Consider the following 19,395-nt stretch of genomic DNA (forward strand, 5'->3'; position numbering starts at 1 on the left):
CGGTGGACTCCGGGACGGCTTGGGGAGCGATTTGTCGACAGACTCACCCCTGCATATCGACTTGTCCCCAGGTCGAGATGAGTACCTGTGGATAACTCCTGTGGATAACGATAATCGGCTGGTAGTACTGGCTGGAAACCCGCACGGAAGCCCCTCGGCAACGAGCGCCGAGGGGTCTCTCAGAACCGGCCGTCCTGGCAGCGCGCCACCCAGTCCGCCGCCGACACGAACGCCTCGTCCGATGTCCCCAGGTGCGGCTGCTCGGCGTCCCCGGGCTTGATGTCCGCACGCGGATACGAACCCAGGAAGCGCACCTCCAGGCAGATCCGCTTGAGCCCCATCAGCGCCTCGGACACCCGGCGGTCGGAGATATGGCCCTCGGCGTCGATGCAGAAGCAGTAGTTGCCGATGCCGGCGCCGGTGGGCCGGGACTGGAGCAGCATCAGGTTGATGCCGCGGGTGGCGAACTCGCCCAGGAGGTCACGCAGCCCACCGGGATGGTCGTCGCGCTGCCACAGCACGACGGACGTCTTGTCCGCGCCGGACGGCGCGGCGGGCCGGGCGGGCCGGCCGACCAGCACGAACCGGGTCTGGGCGTTCTCCGCGTCGTGGATCCCGGTCTCCAGGGCCTCCAGGCCGTACAGCGCGGCGGCGAACTCGCCGGCGAAGGCCGCGTCGTACTGGCCCTCCTGGACCAGCCGGGCGGCGTCCGCGTTCGAGGCCGCCGACTCCCACTGGGCGTCGGGGAGGTTGTTCCTGAGCCAGTTGCGCACCTGGGGCTGGGCCGCCGGGTGTGCGGAGACCGTCTTGATGTCGGACAGCTCGGTGCCCGGCCTGACCAGCAGCGCGAAGGTGATCGACAGCAGCACCTCGCGGTAGATCATGAGCGGCGCGCCCGCGACGAGTTCGTCGAGGGTGGTCGTGATGCCGCCCTCGACGGAGTTCTCGATCGGTACGAACGCGGCCTCGGCATCGCCGACGCGCACCGCGTCCAGCGCGGACTGCACGGACACGTAGGGGATCAGCTCCCGGGTCGCGGCCTCGGGAAGCGTGCGCAGGGCGGCCTCGGTGAAGGTGCCCTCGGGGCCGAGATAGGCATAGCTCGCTGGCATGACCTCACCCTAATGGCCCTGGCGAAACCCGGGGCACGCCTCTGGGCCGTGTCACCCCTCCAGCAGCCGCTGTCCCACGTACTCGCCCTCCGCCGCCCCGCCCGGCACCGCGAACAGGCCGCTGGCCTCGTGCCGGATGTACTTGGACAGTGCGTCGCCCCGGTCGAGCTTGCGCTGGACCGTGACGAAGCCGCGCAGGGGGTCGGCCTGCCAGCAGATGAACAGGAGCCCCGCGTCGGGCACGCCGTCCGCGTCGATGCCGTCGTGGTAGGAGAAGGGGCGCCGCAGCATCGCCGCACCGCCGTTCTGGTCCGGCCTGGTGATGCGGGCGTGGGCGTTGATGGGGACGACCAGATTCCCCGCCTTGTCCGTCTTCTCCAGGTCCATCTCGGTCGTCTCGGTGCCCCCCGACAGCGGCGCCCCGTCGGACTTGCGGCGCCCGATGACGTCCTCCTGGGCCTTGACCGAGAGCTGCTCCCAGTCGTCGAGGAGCATGCGGATGCGGCGTACGACGGCGTAGGAGCCGTTGGCCATCCAGGCAGGGTCCTTGGCGCCGGCCGGGTCCTTCGCGGCGGACTCGGGCACGAAGATCCGCTGGTCGAAGTCGGCCTCCGTCGGCTTCGGGTTGCGGGTGCCGTCCATCTGGCCCATGAGGTTGCGGGCCGTCATGGGGTGGGAGGTGGCACCCGGCGACCGGTTGAAGCCGTTCATCTGCCAGCGCACCTTGGCGGCCCTGCCCGCGTCCTTCTGGATCGCGCGCAGGGCGTGGAAGGCGACCAGGGCGTCATTCGCGCCGATCTGCACCCAGAGATCGCCGTTGCTGCGGGCCTTGTCGAGCTGGTCGGAGGAGAAGTCGGGCAATGGGTCCAGGGCGATCGGGCGCTGTTTCTCCAGGCCGGTCCGGGCGAAGAAGCTGTGCCCGAAGCCGAAGGTGATCGTCAGTGAGGACGGCCCGGCGTCGCGGGCGACATCCGTGTCGTCCTGCTGGGCCGCCTCGCCCGCCATCAGCCGCCGTGCCGTCTCCGACCAGCGGCGCAGCAGGGCCGCCGCCTCCTTGCGGCCCGCGCCCGCCGCCAGGTCGAAGGCGACGACATGGCCGCGTGCCTGGAGGCCCTGAAGGATGCCGGGCTGATGTTTCCCGTGAAACATCACCTGATCGGCCCCCAGCGAGGCGAGCGGTGTCGCCTCGGCCGGCCGTGCCGCGTACCCCACGGCACCGCCCGCCGCGCCGAGCACCAGCCCGGTGGCACCGGCGGTCCCGAGCAGCAGACGTCGCGAGATGCCCCCCTTGGTGTCGGCGCTCTCCGGAGGACCGTCATTAAGTGCGGTCTCGCCGTTGAGTGCCTTTTCGGGAGTGCGGGCCTCCGGGGTGGACTGGTCAGCCATGGTGGGTCAGCCGATCTGCGCGTTCTTGGAGACGGTGGTCTGGTCGATGTCGGAGGTCCGAACGGTCACGGCGACCTTCCATTCGCCGGCCATGGGGATCTGCACCCCGGCCGCCGACCAGTGTCCGGTGGTGATGTGGTCGGGGACGACGGGCAGCGGCCCGATGTCCTGGGACTCGAGGGTGAAGGCGACCTTCACCTCGGGGATGTCGAAGGCGCGGCCGTTGGGGCGCTGCACATACACATGCATCTCGTTGCCGCCCACGCGCGCGGGGTCGAGGTCGACTCGTACGACGCCCTTGCCGTCCTCGCCGCCGGTGTCGAAGGACATGTCCAGGGTCAGCGCCCCGGCCGCGGCCGCGTCGGCCGACGATGCCGCCGTGGCCGCCTTGGCCTGTTCCTCCGTACGTCCCGGTTCGGTCGAGGTCAGCATGGTGGTGACGGCGAGCAGGACGACCGCGACACCGGCCTCGGCCAGCACCGAGCGGCGCAGTCCGAACCGGTTCGGGTCGGCGTCCCGCCGCTGCTTCTGCCGCGCCGCGTCCTTCGCGGCCTGCTGCCGGGCGAGCTGTGTGGCGCGCTCGGAGTCGGAGCCGGAGCGAGAGCCGGAAGCTGAACCGGAATCGGAACCCGAGCCGGACTCAGAGGCGGAGGAACGAGCCCGAGCAGCGGCATGCTCCTTCTCGCTCTCACCCTCGCTCTCGCCCTCTTCCTCGGTCTCCCGCGAACGCCCGCCGACCGACTCCGTCAGCCGGGCCGTCCACCGCCGTGAGACCCACGCGATCCCCACCAGCAGCACCACGAGCCCGATCTTGACCAGCAGCAACTGCCCGTACCGCGTGTCGGTGAAGGCCGACCAGGACCCGAGCTGCCGCCACGACTGGTAGATCCCGGTCGCGACCAGCGCGAGCACACTGCCGAACGCGACGCGGGAGAACCGTCGTACGGCGGACGCGTCGACCGGGGTGTCCGCGGGCGCCCGGTAGAGGGCGACGAGCAGTGCGGTGAGCCCGCCGAGCCAGCTCGCGACGGCCAGCAGGTGGAGGACGTCGACGGGCATCGCGATCCCGGCCTGCAGCCCGGTGGAGGCGTGCTCGGACATCGCCCAGCTCGCCGCGAGCCCCGCCGCGACGACGGTCCCGCCGACGGCGAGCCCGAAGGTCAGGTCCCGCTTCTCCTCGTCCTCGCGCTTCTCGTACGCCCCGAACAACACCGCGATGAACAGTGCCGCCGCGGCGAGCAGCAGCAGCCGGGACACCAGTGCCGCGCCGGTCTTGGTCTGGAGCACCTGGCCCAGCAGGTCGAGGTCGAAGATGTCGCCGACCTTGCCGGTGCCGGTGTAGGAGCCGCGCAGGAGCAGCAGGCCGAGCGTGGCGCCGGTCAGGGCCAGCCATCCGGAGACGGTGAGCCGCTGCAGCGCCCGTACGCCCGCCCCGCGCTGCCAGCAGGCGAGCACGAAGGCGGCGCCGCCGACCATGACGATGAAACCGGCGTACGACACATAGCGCCCGAAGCCGTAGAGCGTGCCGACGACACCGCCGCCCGCCGTCTGGTCGGAGACGGAGACGCTGGTCTGGGAGGGGGCACCGATGGAGAAGGTGTAGGCGCCGGCGACGGGATGGCTGTCCTCGGACACGACCTGGTAGGTGACGGTGTACGTGCCGTCGGGCAGGCCGCTGTGGAGTTTCACGGCGTACGTGGTGCCGTTGGGGTTGGCCGGGTCGCCGGCGTCGACGCGCTTGCCCTTGGGGTCGAGCACCCGCAGGGAGTCGTCGGCCAGCGCGACCTTCTCGGAGAAGGTCAGCGAGACCTGCGTCGGGGCCTTCTCGACCACCGCCCCCTGCTGGGGGTCGCTACCGGTCAGCGCGGCGTGCGCGGAGGCCTGCCCGGCGCCGGCCAGCAGCAGCCCGGTGGCGGCGAGGAGCAGCAGCACCAGGGTCCGGACGCGCGGCGGCATCAGGGTCCGGACGCGGGGGGCGATGGTCTGGGTCAAGGCGATCTCTCCCTCAGTGTCCGGTCGTCGGGGTGTACGTCGCCGGCTTCACCGGCATCTGGACCGTGACCGTGCCGGACTCGGTGAAGTGGAGCTTCACGGTCACCGTCTCGCCCTGCTTCGGCTTCCGCTTCAGCTTCTCGAACATCAGATGGTTGCCGCCGCTTTTGAACACGAGTTGACCGTGCGCGGGGACGGGGAGGTCCTTGACCTCCTGCATCGAGGAGTCGACGGTCTCGTGCGCGGTCACCGTGCCGACGTCGCTGGTGACGGACGTCAACTCGTCCTTCGTTCCGCCTTTGTTGGTGACCGTCAGGAAGCCAGCCGCCATGGAGTCCGAGACGGGCTGGGGCATGTAGGCACCGCTGACGGACACCTCGGCCTTGGAGTCACCGGAGTCCTCGGAGCCGCAGCCCGCCAGGGCGAGGGAACCGGTCATCACCACGGCCACCGGGGCGAACCGCCTCACGGCTTCTCCCCCTTGATGAGCTTGGGGAGGTCCGCGGTGTAGTCGTCGACCTGGGCCCTCTCGGTGTAGAGGACGTACCCGGCGTCGGTCTTCGGCGAGAACGCGAGGACCTGGGTGCCGTGGGTGGAGACCATCTTGCCGTTCTTGTCCTTGTGCGGCGGCTCGATGGTGATGCCGAGGGTGCGGGCCCCGGCCTGGATGGTGTCGAAGTCGCCGGTCAGGCCGACGACCTGGGGGTCGATGCCCTTGAGCCACTTGCCGAGCGCGGCGGCGGTGTCCCGCTCGGGGTCGGTGGTGACGAACACGACGCGCAACTGGTCCTGCTCGGCCTTGGGCAGCTGCTTCTTGGCGACGGCGATGTTGTTCATCGTCAGCGGGCAGACGTCGGGGCAGTTGGTGTAGCCGAAGTAGAGCAGCGTCGGCTTGCCCTGGGTCTCCTTGCGGAAGTCGTACTTCTTGCCGCTGGTGTCGGTGAGGACCAGGTCCGGCTTCTCGAACGGCTTGTCGAGCACGATGGCCGCCTTGTCCGAGCCGGGCTCCTCGGAGACCACGGTCACGGGCGAGGCGCTGTCGTCACCGTTGCCGCAGGCGGACAGGGTCAGGGCCGCGGCGGCGAGCAGCGCGGCCGCGGCGAAGGTCTTCTTACGCATCACAGGTCTTCTTACGCATAGAAAATGTCCCAAGGGTGAGAGCTCCGGCGCGCACCGGGTGTGCTCCGGCGCGCGCCGTGAACCGGTGGTGCTGTCAGGCGTCCGTGCGCCGACGGCCGGCGAGCACGCCGTACGCCACGCCCAGCGCGCCCACGACGATGCCGACCACGCCCAGGACGCGGGCGGTGGTGTCACTGCTGTCGGCCGGTTCCGCGGCCTCGGTCTTCGCGGCGGCGGCCTCGGCGTCGTCGGAGTCGGAGGCCGCTCCGGCGGAGCCGTGGTGGTCGCCCTCGGCGGCGGACAGCGCGAGCACCGGCGCCGGGTTCTCGGGCTCCTCCTGGCCCTTCTGCGGGACCTCGATCCAGCGCACGACCTCCTTGTTGGAGTACGTCTGGATCGCCTTGAAGACGAGTTCGTCGGTGTCCTCGGGCAGGGTGCCCACGGAGACGGGGAACTTCTGGAAGAAGCCGGGCTGGATGCCGCCCTTGCCGTCGGCGGTCCAAGTGACCTTGGAGACGGCCTCCGTGATCTTCTTGCCGTGCATCTCCAGGGGCTTGTCCAGCGTGGTCTTGGTGACCTTGGCCGTCCAGCCGGGCACGGCCTCCGGCATCACGGAGGCCAGCGGGTGGTCGGTCGGGAAGGTGACCTCGAGCTTGGTCGTCGAGGCGTTGTCGCGCTCGTTGGGCACCTTGAAGTCGACGACCGCGTAACCGCCCTTGGCGGCGGTGCCCTCCGGCTGCACGCTGACGTGGGCGAAGGCGGGCACGGACAGGGCGAGCACGGCGGTGCCGGCCAGGGCGCCCGCGGCGGCGATACGAGAGGCCTTCATTCGGAGCACTCCACTGTGAGTGAGATTCGGATTCCGGTGGTGAAGAGGAGTACGCGTGCGAAGGGGTGCCCGATCAGCGGGGAACGGCGGGAAGGAGCCGTCGTCGTTGGGATCCCGATCGGAAACGGGGCACGCGTGTGTGCCGCACGACGGCGGCCCTCATCCCACGTCAGTGGAGCGGTGGTCGCGTCGTGTCAGGCGGCGAGGGCGAACGCGCCGGCCGGCGGGCCGCGCCTGATCACCGTGTGCTGGAGGGCGACGGTGCGGGGTGCGGGGCGCGCCGATGACTCGGTGCGCAGGAAGCGCGGGCCCGCCTCGGGAGCCCCCGGCAGTCCGGCACGCAGGGCGCGCACCAGCGCGAGCGCCCCGCGCAGGGAACGTACGAGAGACCCCTCGGCGACCGAATGCGCCGAGAGCGTGGACATCTCGACGATCCGCAGCAGGGCCAGGTCCCCGCGGCGCAGCAACCACCCCGCGGCGACGGCCGCGAGCAGATGGGCCAGCAGCATCGGCAGGGACGGCAGCAGGGAGGCGGAGGAGTCGGAGGCGACGGACATGGCGTCCGCCGACCGGTGCGCGACATGGGCCCCGGCCCCCGAGCCCGCCCCTGTGTCCGGCCCGATCCGCGCCTCGGTGAGGAGCCGTTGGGCCTGGGCGGGGCTGATGGCCGCCGCGGCGCTGCCGCACACGAGCCGCGCGGCCAGCTCGACGAGCGCGGCGTCGGACGAGGCCGGGGACGGGGCGGCCGACGTAGACCCCCCGAGCAGTGTCGTCCCGTGCTGCCCCAGCCCGAACAGCGTGTGCAGCACGGTCTGTCCGACCGCGAGCAGCGCCGCTATCCCGGGCAGCGAGCGTTCACGACCCGCGAGCGGCACGGTGACGGCGAGGACCCCCAGGAACCCCGCGCCCAGCGTCCACAGCGGAACCGTGGCGCAGGAGCCCAGCACATGACCGCACCCGGCCAGCACGACGCAGACCGCGGCGAACACCGCGGCCCGCAGTATCCGGAGATCGCGTCCGGAGCGCACCGTGCGCGGGTGGGGGGCAGTCATGGCGGGCTCATCATCGCACTGGCCTTATGACCGCCATACGGCAGGTCCGCAAGATGACATACGACGACTTACGGACCGGAAGATCACGTTCTGATGTGGGCCGCCCCCACATACACCGATTCCCTCGTAGGCGCATCGACCATATGGGCGGCATCACGTCAATGATGTGCTTACGGCTGGGCACTCGCGGCAATACGTAACGGTATGTCGAGCCGCGGCCAGGAGGCTGGAGCATGAGCATCTGGTGGTCACTCCATCTGCGCCGTGAAGCCGCGAGCGTCCCCCTCGCCCGGCGCCTGCTGCTCGGCACCATGGAGACGGCGGGCGTCGACCCCGACATCTCGTACGACCTCTCCGTCGCCCTCAGCGAGGCCTGCGCCAACGCCGTCGAACACGGCGGCGACACGCCTGACGGCACCCCGCAGGCGTACCGGGTCACGGCCTATCTGGACGGCGAGAAGTGCCATATCGAGGTCACCGACTCGGGCCCGGGTTTCACCGCACCGCACCGCGCCCCGCGCCCGGCGTCCTCCGACGCCGAGGGCGGCCGCGGCCTGTGCCTCATCAGTGAGCTCGCCGACCACGTCCAGATCGGCAACAAGCCGGGACGGGGCGGAGCCGTGGTGAGCTTCGACAAGATCCTCAAGTGGCGCAAGGACGCGCCGTTGATGGCGGTGTAGCGCCGACGCTCACGCTGCGTCCAGGTCCGCGAGCAGCCCCATGACCAGCGCGTCCACCGGCCGGGGATTCCCGTCGGTCTGCTCGCTGAAGGTGTTGACCATCATGACCACCGCGGTCCCCGTGCGCCGGTCGAACGCCGCGCAGGTGCTGAAGCCGCCGGTGCCGCCGTTGTGCCAGGTCATGGTCCGGCCGCCGGGCAGCGCGCTGATGTGCCAGCCGAGCCCGATCCGCAGGTCCTGGTCCACGGTGAAACGAGGGCGCTGGGTCAGTTCGATCGCGGCCCGCAACGGCGAGTGCGCCGGGCGCAGTTGGGCGTCGAGATAGCGGAGCATGTCGTCGGCGGTGCTGTAGATGGAGCTGCCGGCGGCGCTGAGCACATGATCGTGCCAGTCCGGAACGCGCTCCCCTTCGAGATGTCCGACCGCCTTGCGGGCGGCCATGTCCGGCCGAAGGGTCGTCGTGGTGTCGGACAGCCGCAGCGGTGCCGTCACGGTGCGCCGCAGCATCGCGTCCACGTCGTCGAAGGCCAGCGCCTGACCGAGCAGTCCGAATCCGAGGTTGGAGTACTGGTAGGCGGTGCCCGGCTCGGTGCTCAGGGTCGTCTCGGCCAGACCGGCGGCCAGGTCGGCCGTGGTGTAGTGCGCGTACGGGTCGTAAGGGTCCGCGTCGGCAAGGAGATTCGGCGGCAGTGAGGGCAGCCCGGAGGTGTGGGTCGCCAGGTCGGCCAGGGTGATCCGCCGGGAGCCCTTGCGGGGGACGGGGAAGCCCGGGGGCAGCGTGAGCGGTGCGTCGAGGCGCACTCGGCCCGCGCACACCGCGCGTGCGAGCGCCGTGGCGGTCAGGGTCTTGCCGATCGAACCGAGCTGGAACACCGTCCTGCCGTCCGGCGCGCGGCCCTTCCGGGACGCCCCCGCCACATACCGGTGCCCGCCGCGGATGACTCCGCACACCGCGCTCGGGCTGCCGGCGGCCAGCGCATCGTCCAGCTGACGCCGCACCCGCTTGGCCAACTCGCCCTCGGCCGCCGTGGCGACCCGCGGTATCAGCGCGACACCGGTCCCGGCCGCCGTCGCGCCCAGGAACTTCCGTCGGTTCATGTAACTGCTCCTCGCTGTCGGGTCGGTACCGCCACTACGAGAATTTACGTCATTACGTAATAACAGAGCAAGCTCTTATGGCGAGCCCCCAAGCACCCCCAAGCACGCCCAAGGCACCCCCACGGGCCGTTCAGCCTCCACAGCACTCACAGCCACAGCACAGCGCCACCTCAACCCGCTGATGGGCGACATCCCTAACTTCCTGCTCATGACGGGAATCCACAGGGACAAGACGATCACCCGGCGCCGCGCCCTCGCGGTGACCGGAGGCACGGTCGCGTCGGGCGGGCTGGCTGTCGCCGGTTACCAGGCCGCCTTCGCCGAGACCGCGACCACCACCGGGAGCGCCTCGGAGAGTTCGGGCACCTGCATGACGCTGATGTCCAGCGTCACCGAAGGCCCGTATTACCTCGACGGCGCCCTGGTGAGAAAGGACATCACCGAGGGCAAGAGCGGTGTCCCGCTGACGCTGCGCCTCACCGTCGTCGACGCCACCGACGGCTGCACCCCGGTCGAGGGCGCCGCCGTCGAGATCTGGCACTGCGACGCCTGGGGCTACTACTCCGGCTACACCACGGCCAACCCCGGCGGCTCCGCGCCCGCCGAGAGCGAGGACGGCTCGACCGCCGACGACAAGACGTATCTGCGGGGTTACCAGGTCGCCAATGCCAACGGGGTCGTCAAGTTCGAGACGATCTTCCCCGGTTGGTACACCCCGCGCACCTGCCACATCCACCTCAAGGTCCACACCGGCGGCCAGAAGGAGGACGGCACCTACGAGGGCGGCAAGGTCAACTACACCGGCCAGCTGTTCTTCGACGACGAGATCGCCCAGGAGATCCTCACGCTGGAGCCGTATTCGAAGCACTCCGGCAGCTACACCACCCTCGACAACGACATGGTCTACGACGGCGGCGGCGCCTCCAGCGGACTGCTGACCCTCAAGGCCGTCCACAAGAAGGACCCCTCGAAGGGCTACAAGGGCTCCCTCACGATCGGCGTCGACCCCGACGCGGAGAACACGGGCGCGGGCGGGGGCGGTGGCGGTGAGGGTGGCACCCCGCCGAGCGACGCCCCGTCGGCCTCCGCCTCCTCTTAGGAGTACGGCCATGAGCAGCCACGAGGACGACGCGCTGGCCCAGGCCGCCGTGACCGCGCTGACCGGGCAGCTGGCCCTGGCTCCCAAGCCGGGCCTGCCCGACCCGCGCGACCTCGGTGCCTGTGTCACCCGCCGGGACCACTGCATGCTGCGCTGGTCGGCGAAGTCGCTCGCCCCGGGCCTCGCGGCGATGGCCGCCGCCGCCCGCCGCACGGGCGAGCCCACCCCGGGGCTCCGTACGGAACTCGGCGCGATCGGCAGATGCACCGAGCACTCCGTGGGCCTCGCGGGCGGCGGTCACCGGGGCGCCCTCTGGGCCCTCGGCCTGCTGGTCGCCGCCGCCGCACTCGACCCCCGGGCCGGAGCACGGGACGTCGCGGCGACCGCCAAGCGCATCGCCGCCCACACCGACAAGCGCGCCCCGCGCAGACCCTCCCGGGGCTCCTCGGTATCCGCGAAGTACGGCGCCGCCGGGGCACGCGGCGAGGCACGGGCCGGATTCCCGCACGTACGGCGAGCGCTTGACGCCCTTATTAACTCCCGCTTGGCCGGCGCCACGGAGGAACAGGCCCGCCTGGACGCCCTGCTCACGGTGATGTCCACCCTCCAGGACACCGAACTGCTCTACACGGCAGGCCCCCTGGGCCTACGCCAGGTCCAGGCAGGCGCCCGCGGAGTCCTGGAGGCAGGCGGCACGGCGACAAAGGAAGGCGCACAGGCCCTGTCGTCCCTCGACACCGAGTTGCACACACGCGCGTGGAGCCCACGGGGGAGCGCGGGCCTACTGGCAGGAGCCCTGTTCCTGGACTCAATACCGGTAATGATCCACGCCGCCTAGGGGCAACCCCCCAGGGGCGCGGGGAACTGCGCGACCAGCCACGATCCACCCGCAGCCCGCAACGATGGCCGGACACCCCTCCGGTACCCGGCCATCAATCACACATCAGCCCTTGAGTGAGGCCATCCAGCTCTCCACCTCATCCGACCGCCGAGGAAGCCCAGCAGACAGATTCCGGTTCCCCTCCGCCGTCACCAGGATGTCGTCCTCGATCCGCACCCCGATCCCCCGATACTCCTCCGGCACCGTCAGATCATCGGCCTGGAAGTACAGCCCGGGCTCGACGGTCAGCACCATCCCCGCCTCCAGCGTGCCGTCGACATACGACTCCACGCGCGCGGCGGCACAGTCATGGACGTCCATGCCGAGCATGTGCCCGGTGCCGTGCAGCGTCCACCGCCGCTGGAGGCCCAGCTCCAGCACCCGCTCCACCGGCCCCTCGACCAGCCCCCACTCCACGAGCCGCTCGGCGAGCACCCGCTGCGAGGCGTCGTGGAAGTCCCGGTACTTCGCCCCCGGCTTGACGGCCGCGATCCCGGCCTCCTGGGCGTCGTACACGGCGTCGTAGATCTTCCGCTGGATCTCGCTGTACCGCCCGTTGATGGGCAGCGTGCGCGTGACGTCGGCGGTGTAGTACGTGTGCGTCTCGACGCCCGCGTCGAGCAGCAGCAGCTCACCGGAGCGCACGGGTCCGTCGTTGCGCACCCAGTGCAGCGTGCAGGCGTGCGGACCTGCGGCGCAGATGGAGCCGTAGCCGACGTCGTTGCCCTCGACACGCGCGCGGAGGAAGAAGGTGCCCTCGATGTAGCGCTCGGAGGTCGCCTCGGCCTTGTCGAGGACCTTGACGACGTCCTCGAAGCCGCGGACGGTCGAGTCGACGGCCTTCTGCAGCTCGCCGATCTCGAAGTCGTCCTTGACCAGCCGCGCCTCGGACAGGAAGACCCGCAGCTCGTCGTCCCGCTCGGCGGTGACCTTGTCGGTGAGAGCGGCCTCGATGCCGGCGTCGTAGCCCCGTACGACACGCACCGGACCCGTCGCCTCGCGGAGCTTGTCCGTGAGCTCGCGCACATCGGACGCGGGGATGCCGTACAGCGTCTGCGCCTCGGTCAGCGAGTGCCGGCGGCCGACCCACAACTCGCCCTGGCCGGAGAGCCAGAACTCGCCGTTCTCCCGGTCGGAGCGCGGCAGGAGGTAGATCGTCGCCTGGTGGCCGTCCGCGACGGGCTCCAGGACGAGCACGCCGTCCTCGGTCTGGTTGCCGGTGAGGTACGCGTACTCGACCGACGCCCGGAAGGCGTACTCGGTGTCGTTCGAGCGCGTCTTGAGGTTGCCCGCGGGGATCACGAGACGCTCGCCCGGGAACCGCGCCGACAGCGCGGCGCGCCGTGCGGCGGTCTCGGCGGCCTGGGCGATCGGCTCCAGGTCATGGAGCTCCGTGTCGGCCCAGCCGGACTTCATGTTCTCGGCGAGCTCGTCGGACACGCCCGGGTACAGGCCGTTCTTGCGCTGCTTGATCGGCTCCTCGGACTCGGTCTCCGGGGTCTCCGGGGTGAGCTCGTCGGCCACGGTCATCCTCCTCGATACGGCACTGGACCCCGTCCATCGTACGGTCGTACGGGACGGAGCCCAGGGACGAAGAGGCCGTTGCCCGCCACTGCTATGGCGCGGGCCACATGCCTGTTATGAGGAGTGACCGAGAGGCCACGAGCCGCTACTCGAATGGGCCACGGCCCGCTATTCGAAGCGCGCGGCCAGCAGGACGACGTCCTCGTCGCTGTCCGCCCGGTCCACCCCGTCCGGCAGCACGGTCCGCAGGACATGGTCGACGACGGCGTCCGGGTCGTGCCTGAGCGCCCTCGGCACCCCGGCGGCCGCCGCGTGCAGCCGGGCGAAGGCGCGGTCGGTGGCGTCGCCGGTGCGGTGCAGCAGCCCGTCGGTGTACAGCAGAACCGTCTCTCCGGCTTCGGCGGTCAGCTCCACGCTCGGCGCCTCCCAGCAGGCCAGCATGCCCAGCGGGGCGGAGACGGAGGTCTCCACGAACTCGGTGCGCCGGTCGCCGATCAGCAGCGGCGGGGCGTGCCCGGCACCGGCGAGCGTGATCTTGCGCAGGGCGGGCTCGCAGTAGGCGAACAGGGCGGTGGCGGAGCGGGCCGGCTCGGTGAGTCTGAGCAGCAGCTCCAGGTCGGACAGGACCGCGACCGGGTCCTCGCCCTCCATCACGGCGTACGCGCGCAGGCTGGCCCTGAGCCGTCCCATCGCGGCGACCGCGCTGGGCCCGGACCCGGTCACCGAGCCGACCGCGAGGCCGAGCGCGGCATCCGGCAGCGGCAGCGCGTCGTACCAGTCGCCGCCCCCGCGCGGGCCGGTGCTGTGCCGGACGGCCAGCTGCACGCCCGCCATGCGGGGCAGCCGGGAGGGCAGGAGTTCGTCGGCCATCGTCCGCATGCACGCGCGCGTGCGCTCGACCTCCAGGAGCCGCGCCAGGTGCTCGGTGGCGTAGCGCGTGTACAGGCCGATGAGGTGGCGCTGGCGCTCGGCCGGTTCGGCGGGCTCGTCGTACAGCCACACGGCGGCGCCGAGACGGCCCGCGGCATCGGTGGCCAGGGGGAGGGCGTAGCTGGCGGCGTAGCCGAGGCGGGCGGCGACCTCGCGGTGGCGCGGGTCGAGTCCGTCCTCGGAGAGCAGGTCGGGCTGGGCGATCTCGCCGTCTCCGCCGGGCAGTCCGTCGAGGATCCTCCCGTACGACATCGCGCTGCGCGGCACGGTCTCGATGTGCCCGAGGTCCGCGCGGGCGAGGCCGAGGCCGATGGTGGTGTCGGGGCCGAGTCCGTCCGCCGGTTCCAGGACGACAAGGCCGCGCCGGGCGCCGACGAGGGCGGATCCGGCGCGCAGCAGTTCCTCCAGGGCCTCGGCGAGCGTGGCCGTGCGGGCCAGGCGTTCGGTGAGTTCATGGAGGGTCGTGAGGTCCGAGACCCAGCCGGCGAGACGGTCCTGGAGCAGCGCGCCGGGTGCGTTCGGCGGAGTGACCGCCGAGGTGCCCGCGGGCGCGGGCGCGACAGTGTGTGCGGGCGAGGGAACCGTCGAATCGATTCCGGCCACTTTCGGAGGGTGAGGGGCGTTCATGGCGTCCGGCTTTCCGACCGGTGCGTATTGCTCAAAAGCATCGCAAACCCCCATGTCATTCTGCGCCGCTAGCAGTGTCTCCACATGTACACGCACTCGTAAGGGGATGTCCAGCATTGTCCTGCTGGGATTCCTGGTGTCCGTGGGTAACCTGAACACTCCGCGGAGACCTCTTGCACAAAGGCAAAGTTGGCTTAAAACTGCTTCAGGGAACGGGGTATTGCGGTCGACTGGTTTCGCTCCACAGAGCGTCACAGCGGTCGTGATGGGTACGTACTCGGTGAAGGCCAGGGGTGGTTGACAACCGCCCGGAACCTGGTGACGGACCCGGGCGTCTTAGCCACCGACGATCGTGCCCCATCCTCCCGTGGCGGAGGCGAAGAGAAATACGCGCGACGGCAAAACGCCAGACTTCGCCACCCCGCGCCACGCCCATGCTTTTGGTAGACGCAGTATGGACGAGGCTGCCGCGGAAGCAGCCAACGCTCGACCCATAGGGGTTTCCCTTGCTCAAGGCAGGGGTGTGATGCGCCATTAGGTACGCACAGTGCAGTGATCGACACATGGTGTGATGTGGTCCACGGTGTTGCCAGCGGTGCAACGGAAAGGACGAGCGCTCATGCGCGAGATCCTCGGAAGGCGACGCAGGCTCCTGCGCGGTGACGGGAGGCCTGAGCTGATCAGCGCGGCCCTGACCTTCGCGACGGAATGGCAGTGGCCCGTACTGCCGGGAGTGACGACGCACCCGCAGGGGCACTCCCGCTGCGGCTGCCCCGACCCGGAGTGCACGGTTCCCGGTGCCCACCCCTTCGACCCCGGGCTCCTCGCGGCCACCACCGATGAGCGCATGGTGCGCTGGTGGTGGAGCAACCGGCCCGCGGCCCCGATCATCCTCGCCACCGGCGGTACGGCTCCCTGCGCGGTGAGCCTCCCCGCCCTGCCGGCCGCTCACGCACTGACCGCCCTCGACCGCATGGGCATGCGCCTCGGGCCGGTCGTCGCCTCGCCCGCCCGCTGGGCGATCCTGGTCAAGCCGTACTCCATGGAACAACTGGGCGAATTGCTGTACGCCAAGGACTTCGTCCCCGGCTCCCTGCGCTTCCACGGCGAGGGCGGCTATCTCGCCCTGCCCCCGTCCGAGACGGGCCAGGGCCCGATCAGCTGGCAGCGCGCACCGCTCCCCGGCTCGGCCTCCCCATGGGTGCCCGATGTCGAGGCAGTCGTCGACGCCGTGGTCGAGGCCCTCACTCGTACGGGTGTGAGCGCCCCCGAGTTGTAGGGGTCTCCGGCGCGCGCGGAACGGTGCACACCCACATGGTCGTTATCTTCCGGATATGCCGCGTCATTCCAGGGGAAATAGGGCACCGTCGACACATCGCCGCGGGCCGAACCAGCGAAGAGTCCGTTTGATCGCCCTCGCGTCCGTCGCGGCGGCCGCCATCGCCCTGCCACTGGCCTGGGCGGCCGCCGGCCAGGTCGTCGAGGCGGGCCGCGCCGAACGGCCCTCCGCGTCTCCCCCGAAGGACGGTGCCGTACGTCCGTCCCCGCGCGGCGACGCCAAGGCGCCCTCGGCCGCGCCCACCGACTCCCCGGTCCTGCTCGACCTGGGCCTGTCCACCGCCGTGCGCTGCGGTCCCGAGCTGACCTCGCCCGAGGGCGTCGAGGCGCAGACCTGTGTCCTCACGCAGGGCGCCGACACCTGGGCGCGCACCTACTTCCGCAATGCGACCGGCGGCACCCTGGACTCCGTACTGAGCCTCATGGGGCCGGCGGGACGCACGGTGCAGATGCGCTGTGAGGTGGGCGCGGACGACGAGCCGGGCACCTGTGAGACGCCGCGGCAGCGCACACGCGCCGGACTCGACGCCTACACGGCCGTCACGGAGTTCGCGGAGCGGGCCGGGGGCGGGGCGCTGTTGCTGCGTTCCGCGAGCAACTCCGCGCCGGGTAATTCCGAGGCGCCCACGGGCGGTTGACGTACGACGTCATTCCGTAAAGAACCGCACGCATGGAAAGACCCGGTTGCTGGCGACGGGGGATGCACCAGCAACCGGGCTAATGGAACGGTAACAAGAGATCGGCCGTTCGCAAATTCGATCCGGGCTTTCAAGTCACGGATTCCCTTGCTCCGCATGGGAGTTGTGATCGGATTCACCTCTCCCGGGCGGTCGGTTCGACTGAACGGCGGTTCAGCCGAACCCGATCTCCGCGGCCCGTGTCAGCTCAGCGTGACCTGCCGGTTGGTCAGGCCGCCCCGCGCGCGACGCTCGTCCGCCGTCAGCGGGGCGTCCGTCGCCAGGGCCGCTGCGAGGCGCTCGGCGAATTCGGCCGCCGGCTTCTCCACATCCTCGGCGCCGACACCGCTCGGCAGGTCCCACACCGGCACGATGAGGCCGTGAGCGCGGAAGGAACCCACCAGGCGGGTGCCCTCGCCGAGGCTCGAACGGCCCGCCGCGTGCAGCCGCGCGAGGGCGTCCAGAAGCTGCTCCTCGGGGTGCGGCATGACCCAGCGCAGGTGGTTCTTGTCCGGCGTCTCGCACCAGTAGGCGGAGTCGACGCCGGTCAGCTTCACGGTCGGGATGGCGGCGGCGTTCGCACGCTCCAGGGACGCGGTCACTTCCGGAGTGGCGTTCTCCGCGTCCGGGACCCAGAACTCGAAGCCCGGGTGCACAACTGGCTCGAACGCGCCTTCGGGGTCCAGCAGATCCTGCAGCCGCGGACCGTCGGCCGGGGCACGGCGGCCCTGGACCGGGGTGCCGGGCTGCGCGGCGAGGGCCTGCTGGAGGGTGTCGGCGAGGTCGCGGCTGATGTCGCCGGACGCCGTGTCGTTCTGCAGGCCGATCAGCACCGAGCCGTCGTCGCGGCGCAGGGCCGGCCAGGCCATCGGCAGCACGGTGGCCAGCGTGACCGACGGGACGCCCTCGGGGAGGCCGCCCTTCAGGGGCAGTTCGACGGTGGCGGCGGGCACCAGCTCGCGCAGGGCCACCCAGTCGCACTCGCCGGGCAGCCCCTCGAACGGACGCTGCACCAGCTCGGTCACCGCCTGGGCGGCGGCCCGGCCGTGACAGGCCTTGTAGCGCCGGCCGCTGCCGCACGGGCAGGGTTCGCGAGCGCCGACTACCGGGATTTCGGCATCGCTGAGCTGCGGGCGCTTGGCCTTGGTCTGGACTCGCTTCTTGGCCATCGTGGGTGTCTCCCGGTTACGGCTCGTCTGGTACGGCGCGAGCCTAGCCGTTCACGCCATGGCCGACGGGAGCCTGTGGACAACCCACAGGGTCGTGCCGGGAGAAGCGCCGGTTCGGCCCAGATCGTCCCCGGTCGCCCTCAGTCGAGGTCGTCGAAGGCGTCCGCGAAGTCGAGGCCGGACATCGCGCTCACCGAGGGTGCCGCGACGCGCGTAGCGAAGTCGTTCCGCCGGTGCCCCGCGTCAGGATCGTGCACGTCGTCGTGGACCACGACCCAGACCGTGACCTCGCCCCGGGCGTCGTCCCGTACGCCCCAGTCGTCGGCGAGTGCGGTGATGATGTTCAGCCCGCGGCCGCCGTGTGCGGTGACCGAGGGCGTGGCCGGAGCAGGGCGGGTGGGTCCGCCTCCGTCCGTCACCTCCACGGTGAGCCTGCCGCTCGTGTCCACGCGCCATGCCGCCCGGACGTCGCCGTCCCCTGACAGTGCGTCACCCAGCGGCCGGCCGTGTTTGCACGCGTTGCTCAAGAGTTCGGAAAGAATCAATACGGCATCGTCGATGACCGTTTCCGCCACGCCACCCCTGCGCAACTGCGAGCGCATACGGTGCCTCGCTTCCCCCACGCCCGCAGGACCATGGGGTACGGCCATGCTCGACGACGTGGGCACCTCCTGTGCCACCACCAACGCCACCCCCGAGACCTCCTTTGCCCCACGCCACGGTGTGGATGCCCCATTGGCCTGTACCGGAAACCGGCCAATCAATGTCCGGTGACGCATTCGCAACGACCGAATACGGACCGAACGCGCCGGTGCACTCCCTGTAATCGAGATGGCTGGAAATTTTCGGTGTGGCCGAGAGTGGAGGATGAGGGTGGAGGAGGTGTGGGGTCAAGAGGTTGCGCAGGGATTGCAGTGATTGAAGTGGTTGATGGGGTTTCAGACGTTCAGGGGTTTGAGGTGTGTCCCTGTGGGCGGCCGAGTTGGCGCAACACCGCGCGCGGGCGGTTGGTGATGATGGCGTCGATGCCCAGCTCGACGCAGAGGTCGACGTCCTGGGGCTCGTTCACGGTCCAGACGTGCACCTGGTGACCGGCCCGCTTCAGGCGCTCCACATAGGCCGGGTGACTGCGCACGATCCTGATCGAGGGACCCGCGATATGGACGCCCGCGGGCAGCCGCCCGTCCCGCAGCCTCGGTGAGACGAACTGCATCAGATAGACCGTCGGCAGCGTCGGCGAGGCGGCACGCACGCGATGCAGCGAGCGCGCCGAGAAGCTCATCACGCGCACCGGGGACTCGGCGGCCGACGCGGGCGTGTCGAGCCCGAAGCGCTTCAGCAGGAGCAGCAGCCGCTCCTCGACCTGTCCCGCCCATCGGGTGGGGTGCTTGGTCTCGATCGCCAGCTCCACGCGCCGCCCCGCGTCGGCGACGAGCTCGAGGAGCCGCTCCAGGGTCAGTACGGAGGTGTCCTCGGGGTCCTCCGGGCTGAATTCCCAGTCGGGCTCCTCGGCCCGGTTCTTCCAGGAGTCACGGTTCTTCCGTGAGCCGAAGTCCAGGGCGGCGAGTTCGGCGAGCTCCAGGGCCGAGACCGCGCCGCGGCCGTTGGACGTACGGTTGACGCGACGGTCGTGAACACAGACGAGATGGCCGTCCGCGGTGAGGCGTACATCGCACTCGAGGGCGTCCGCACCGTCCTCGATCGCCTTCTTGTACGCGGCCAGGGTGTGCTCGGGAGCGTCTTCGGAGGCTCCGCGGTGGGCGACGACTTGGATCTGGTGCTGCCGTGCGTGGGTCACCGCGTCATGGTGCCACCGCCCCGGGGTAGGCGTGCGACCGGAGCAGTCGCGGGAGCGCTGGGATTGCGCCCGTTTAGTCTCACAT

The 19,395-nt window shown here is 70.6% G+C and carries 18 protein-coding genes; 5 read left to right on the forward strand and 13 right to left on the reverse strand.

What is annotated here, in order from left to right:
* Window positions 1-179: 179 nt before the first annotated feature.
* The 7 genes from pheA to IE325_RS18740 form a co-directional block, all read right to left on the reverse strand.
* On the reverse strand, window positions 180-1,112 hold the full coding sequence (gene pheA, locus IE325_RS18710; RefSeq protein ID WP_190071081.1) for a prephenate dehydratase: 933 nt from the start codon (window positions 1,110-1,112) through the stop codon (window positions 180-182).
* 51 nt (window positions 1,113-1,163) lie between these two features.
* Complete coding sequence (efeB, locus tag IE325_RS18715) at window positions 1,164-2,498, reverse strand: iron uptake transporter deferrochelatase/peroxidase subunit (RefSeq protein ID WP_190071082.1); 1,335 nt, start codon at window positions 2,496-2,498, stop codon at window positions 1,164-1,166.
* Between the two features lie 6 nt (window positions 2,499-2,504).
* The gene (locus IE325_RS18720; RefSeq protein ID WP_373315185.1) at window positions 2,505-4,490 is read right to left on the reverse strand and encodes a copper resistance CopC/CopD family protein; all 1,986 of its coding nucleotides are present in this window, start codon (window positions 4,488-4,490) and stop codon (window positions 2,505-2,507) included.
* A 13-nt stretch (window positions 4,491-4,503) separates the two neighbouring features.
* Window positions 4,504-4,929, reverse strand: a complete 426-nt coding sequence (locus IE325_RS18725) for a copper chaperone PCu(A)C (RefSeq protein ID WP_190071251.1) — start codon at window positions 4,927-4,929, stop codon at window positions 4,504-4,506.
* Between the two features lie 26 nt (window positions 4,930-4,955).
* On the reverse strand, window positions 4,956-5,609 hold the full coding sequence (locus tag IE325_RS18730) for an SCO family protein (protein WP_190071083.1): 654 nt from the start codon (window positions 5,607-5,609) through the stop codon (window positions 4,956-4,958).
* A 94-nt stretch (window positions 5,610-5,703) separates the two neighbouring features.
* On the reverse strand, window positions 5,704-6,438 hold the full coding sequence (locus tag IE325_RS18735; RefSeq protein WP_190071084.1) for a YcnI family copper-binding membrane protein: 735 nt from the start codon (window positions 6,436-6,438) through the stop codon (window positions 5,704-5,706).
* A 194-nt stretch (window positions 6,439-6,632) separates the two neighbouring features.
* The gene (locus IE325_RS18740) at window positions 6,633-7,490 is read right to left on the reverse strand and encodes a hypothetical protein (protein WP_190071085.1); all 858 of its coding nucleotides are present in this window, start codon (window positions 7,488-7,490) and stop codon (window positions 6,633-6,635) included.
* 233 nt (window positions 7,491-7,723) lie between these two features.
* Between IE325_RS18740 and IE325_RS18745 the strand changes: the two genes are divergently transcribed.
* On the forward strand, window positions 7,724-8,170 hold the full coding sequence (locus IE325_RS18745) for an ATP-binding protein (protein WP_190071086.1): 447 nt from the start codon (window positions 7,724-7,726) through the stop codon (window positions 8,168-8,170).
* Between the two features lie 9 nt (window positions 8,171-8,179).
* Here IE325_RS18745 and IE325_RS18750 read toward each other — a convergent pair whose 3' ends face one another.
* Window positions 8,180-9,268: a serine hydrolase domain-containing protein gene (locus IE325_RS18750; protein WP_190071087.1), complete on the reverse strand. Its 1,089-nt coding sequence runs from the start codon at window positions 9,266-9,268 to the stop codon at window positions 8,180-8,182.
* Window positions 9,269-9,476: 208 nt separating this feature from the next.
* Between IE325_RS18750 and IE325_RS18755 the strand changes: the two genes are divergently transcribed.
* Window positions 9,477-10,367: an intradiol ring-cleavage dioxygenase gene (locus IE325_RS18755; protein ID WP_190071088.1), complete on the forward strand. Its 891-nt coding sequence runs from the start codon at window positions 9,477-9,479 to the stop codon at window positions 10,365-10,367.
* Between the two features lie 10 nt (window positions 10,368-10,377).
* A complete protein-coding gene (locus tag IE325_RS18760; protein ID WP_190071089.1) occupies window positions 10,378-11,205 on the forward strand; it encodes a triphosphoribosyl-dephospho-CoA synthase in 828 nt (275 codons plus the stop codon).
* A 105-nt stretch (window positions 11,206-11,310) separates the two neighbouring features.
* Here IE325_RS18760 and IE325_RS18765 read toward each other — a convergent pair whose 3' ends face one another.
* Window positions 11,311-12,771 (reverse strand): aminopeptidase P family protein, encoded by a 1,461-nt coding sequence (locus IE325_RS18765; protein ID WP_190071090.1) that lies wholly within the window; start codon window positions 12,769-12,771, stop codon window positions 11,311-11,313.
* 168 nt (window positions 12,772-12,939) lie between these two features.
* A complete protein-coding gene (locus IE325_RS18770) occupies window positions 12,940-14,445 on the reverse strand; it encodes a PP2C family protein-serine/threonine phosphatase (protein WP_190071091.1) in 1,506 nt (501 codons plus the stop codon).
* Between the two features lie 502 nt (window positions 14,446-14,947).
* Between IE325_RS18770 and IE325_RS18775 the strand changes: the two genes are divergently transcribed.
* Both IE325_RS18775 and IE325_RS18780 read left to right on the forward strand, forming a co-directional pair.
* Window positions 14,948-15,607, forward strand: coding sequence for a bifunctional DNA primase/polymerase (locus IE325_RS18775; RefSeq protein WP_190071092.1), 660 nt, complete (start codon window positions 14,948-14,950; stop codon window positions 15,605-15,607).
* 55 nt (window positions 15,608-15,662) lie between these two features.
* Window positions 15,663-16,304, forward strand: a complete 642-nt coding sequence (locus IE325_RS18780) for a hypothetical protein (RefSeq protein WP_229911867.1) — start codon at window positions 15,663-15,665, stop codon at window positions 16,302-16,304.
* A 242-nt stretch (window positions 16,305-16,546) separates the two neighbouring features.
* Here IE325_RS18780 and IE325_RS18785 read toward each other — a convergent pair whose 3' ends face one another.
* From IE325_RS18785 to IE325_RS18795, 3 genes are all read right to left on the reverse strand, one after another.
* A complete protein-coding gene (locus IE325_RS18785; protein ID WP_190071093.1) occupies window positions 16,547-17,512 on the reverse strand; it encodes a DUF5926 family protein in 966 nt (321 codons plus the stop codon).
* Window positions 17,513-17,652: 140 nt separating this feature from the next.
* On the reverse strand, window positions 17,653-18,291 hold the full coding sequence (locus IE325_RS18790; protein ID WP_190071094.1) for an ATP-binding protein: 639 nt from the start codon (window positions 18,289-18,291) through the stop codon (window positions 17,653-17,655).
* Window positions 18,292-18,458: 167 nt separating this feature from the next.
* Window positions 18,459-19,310, reverse strand: a complete 852-nt coding sequence (locus IE325_RS18795) for a glycerophosphodiester phosphodiesterase (RefSeq protein WP_190071095.1) — start codon at window positions 19,308-19,310, stop codon at window positions 18,459-18,461.
* Window positions 19,311-19,395: the final 85 nt, after the last annotated feature.

The organism is Streptomyces lanatus (genome assembly GCF_014655715.1).
Lineage (GTDB): Bacteria > Actinomycetota > Actinomycetes > Streptomycetales > Streptomycetaceae > Streptomyces > Streptomyces lanatus.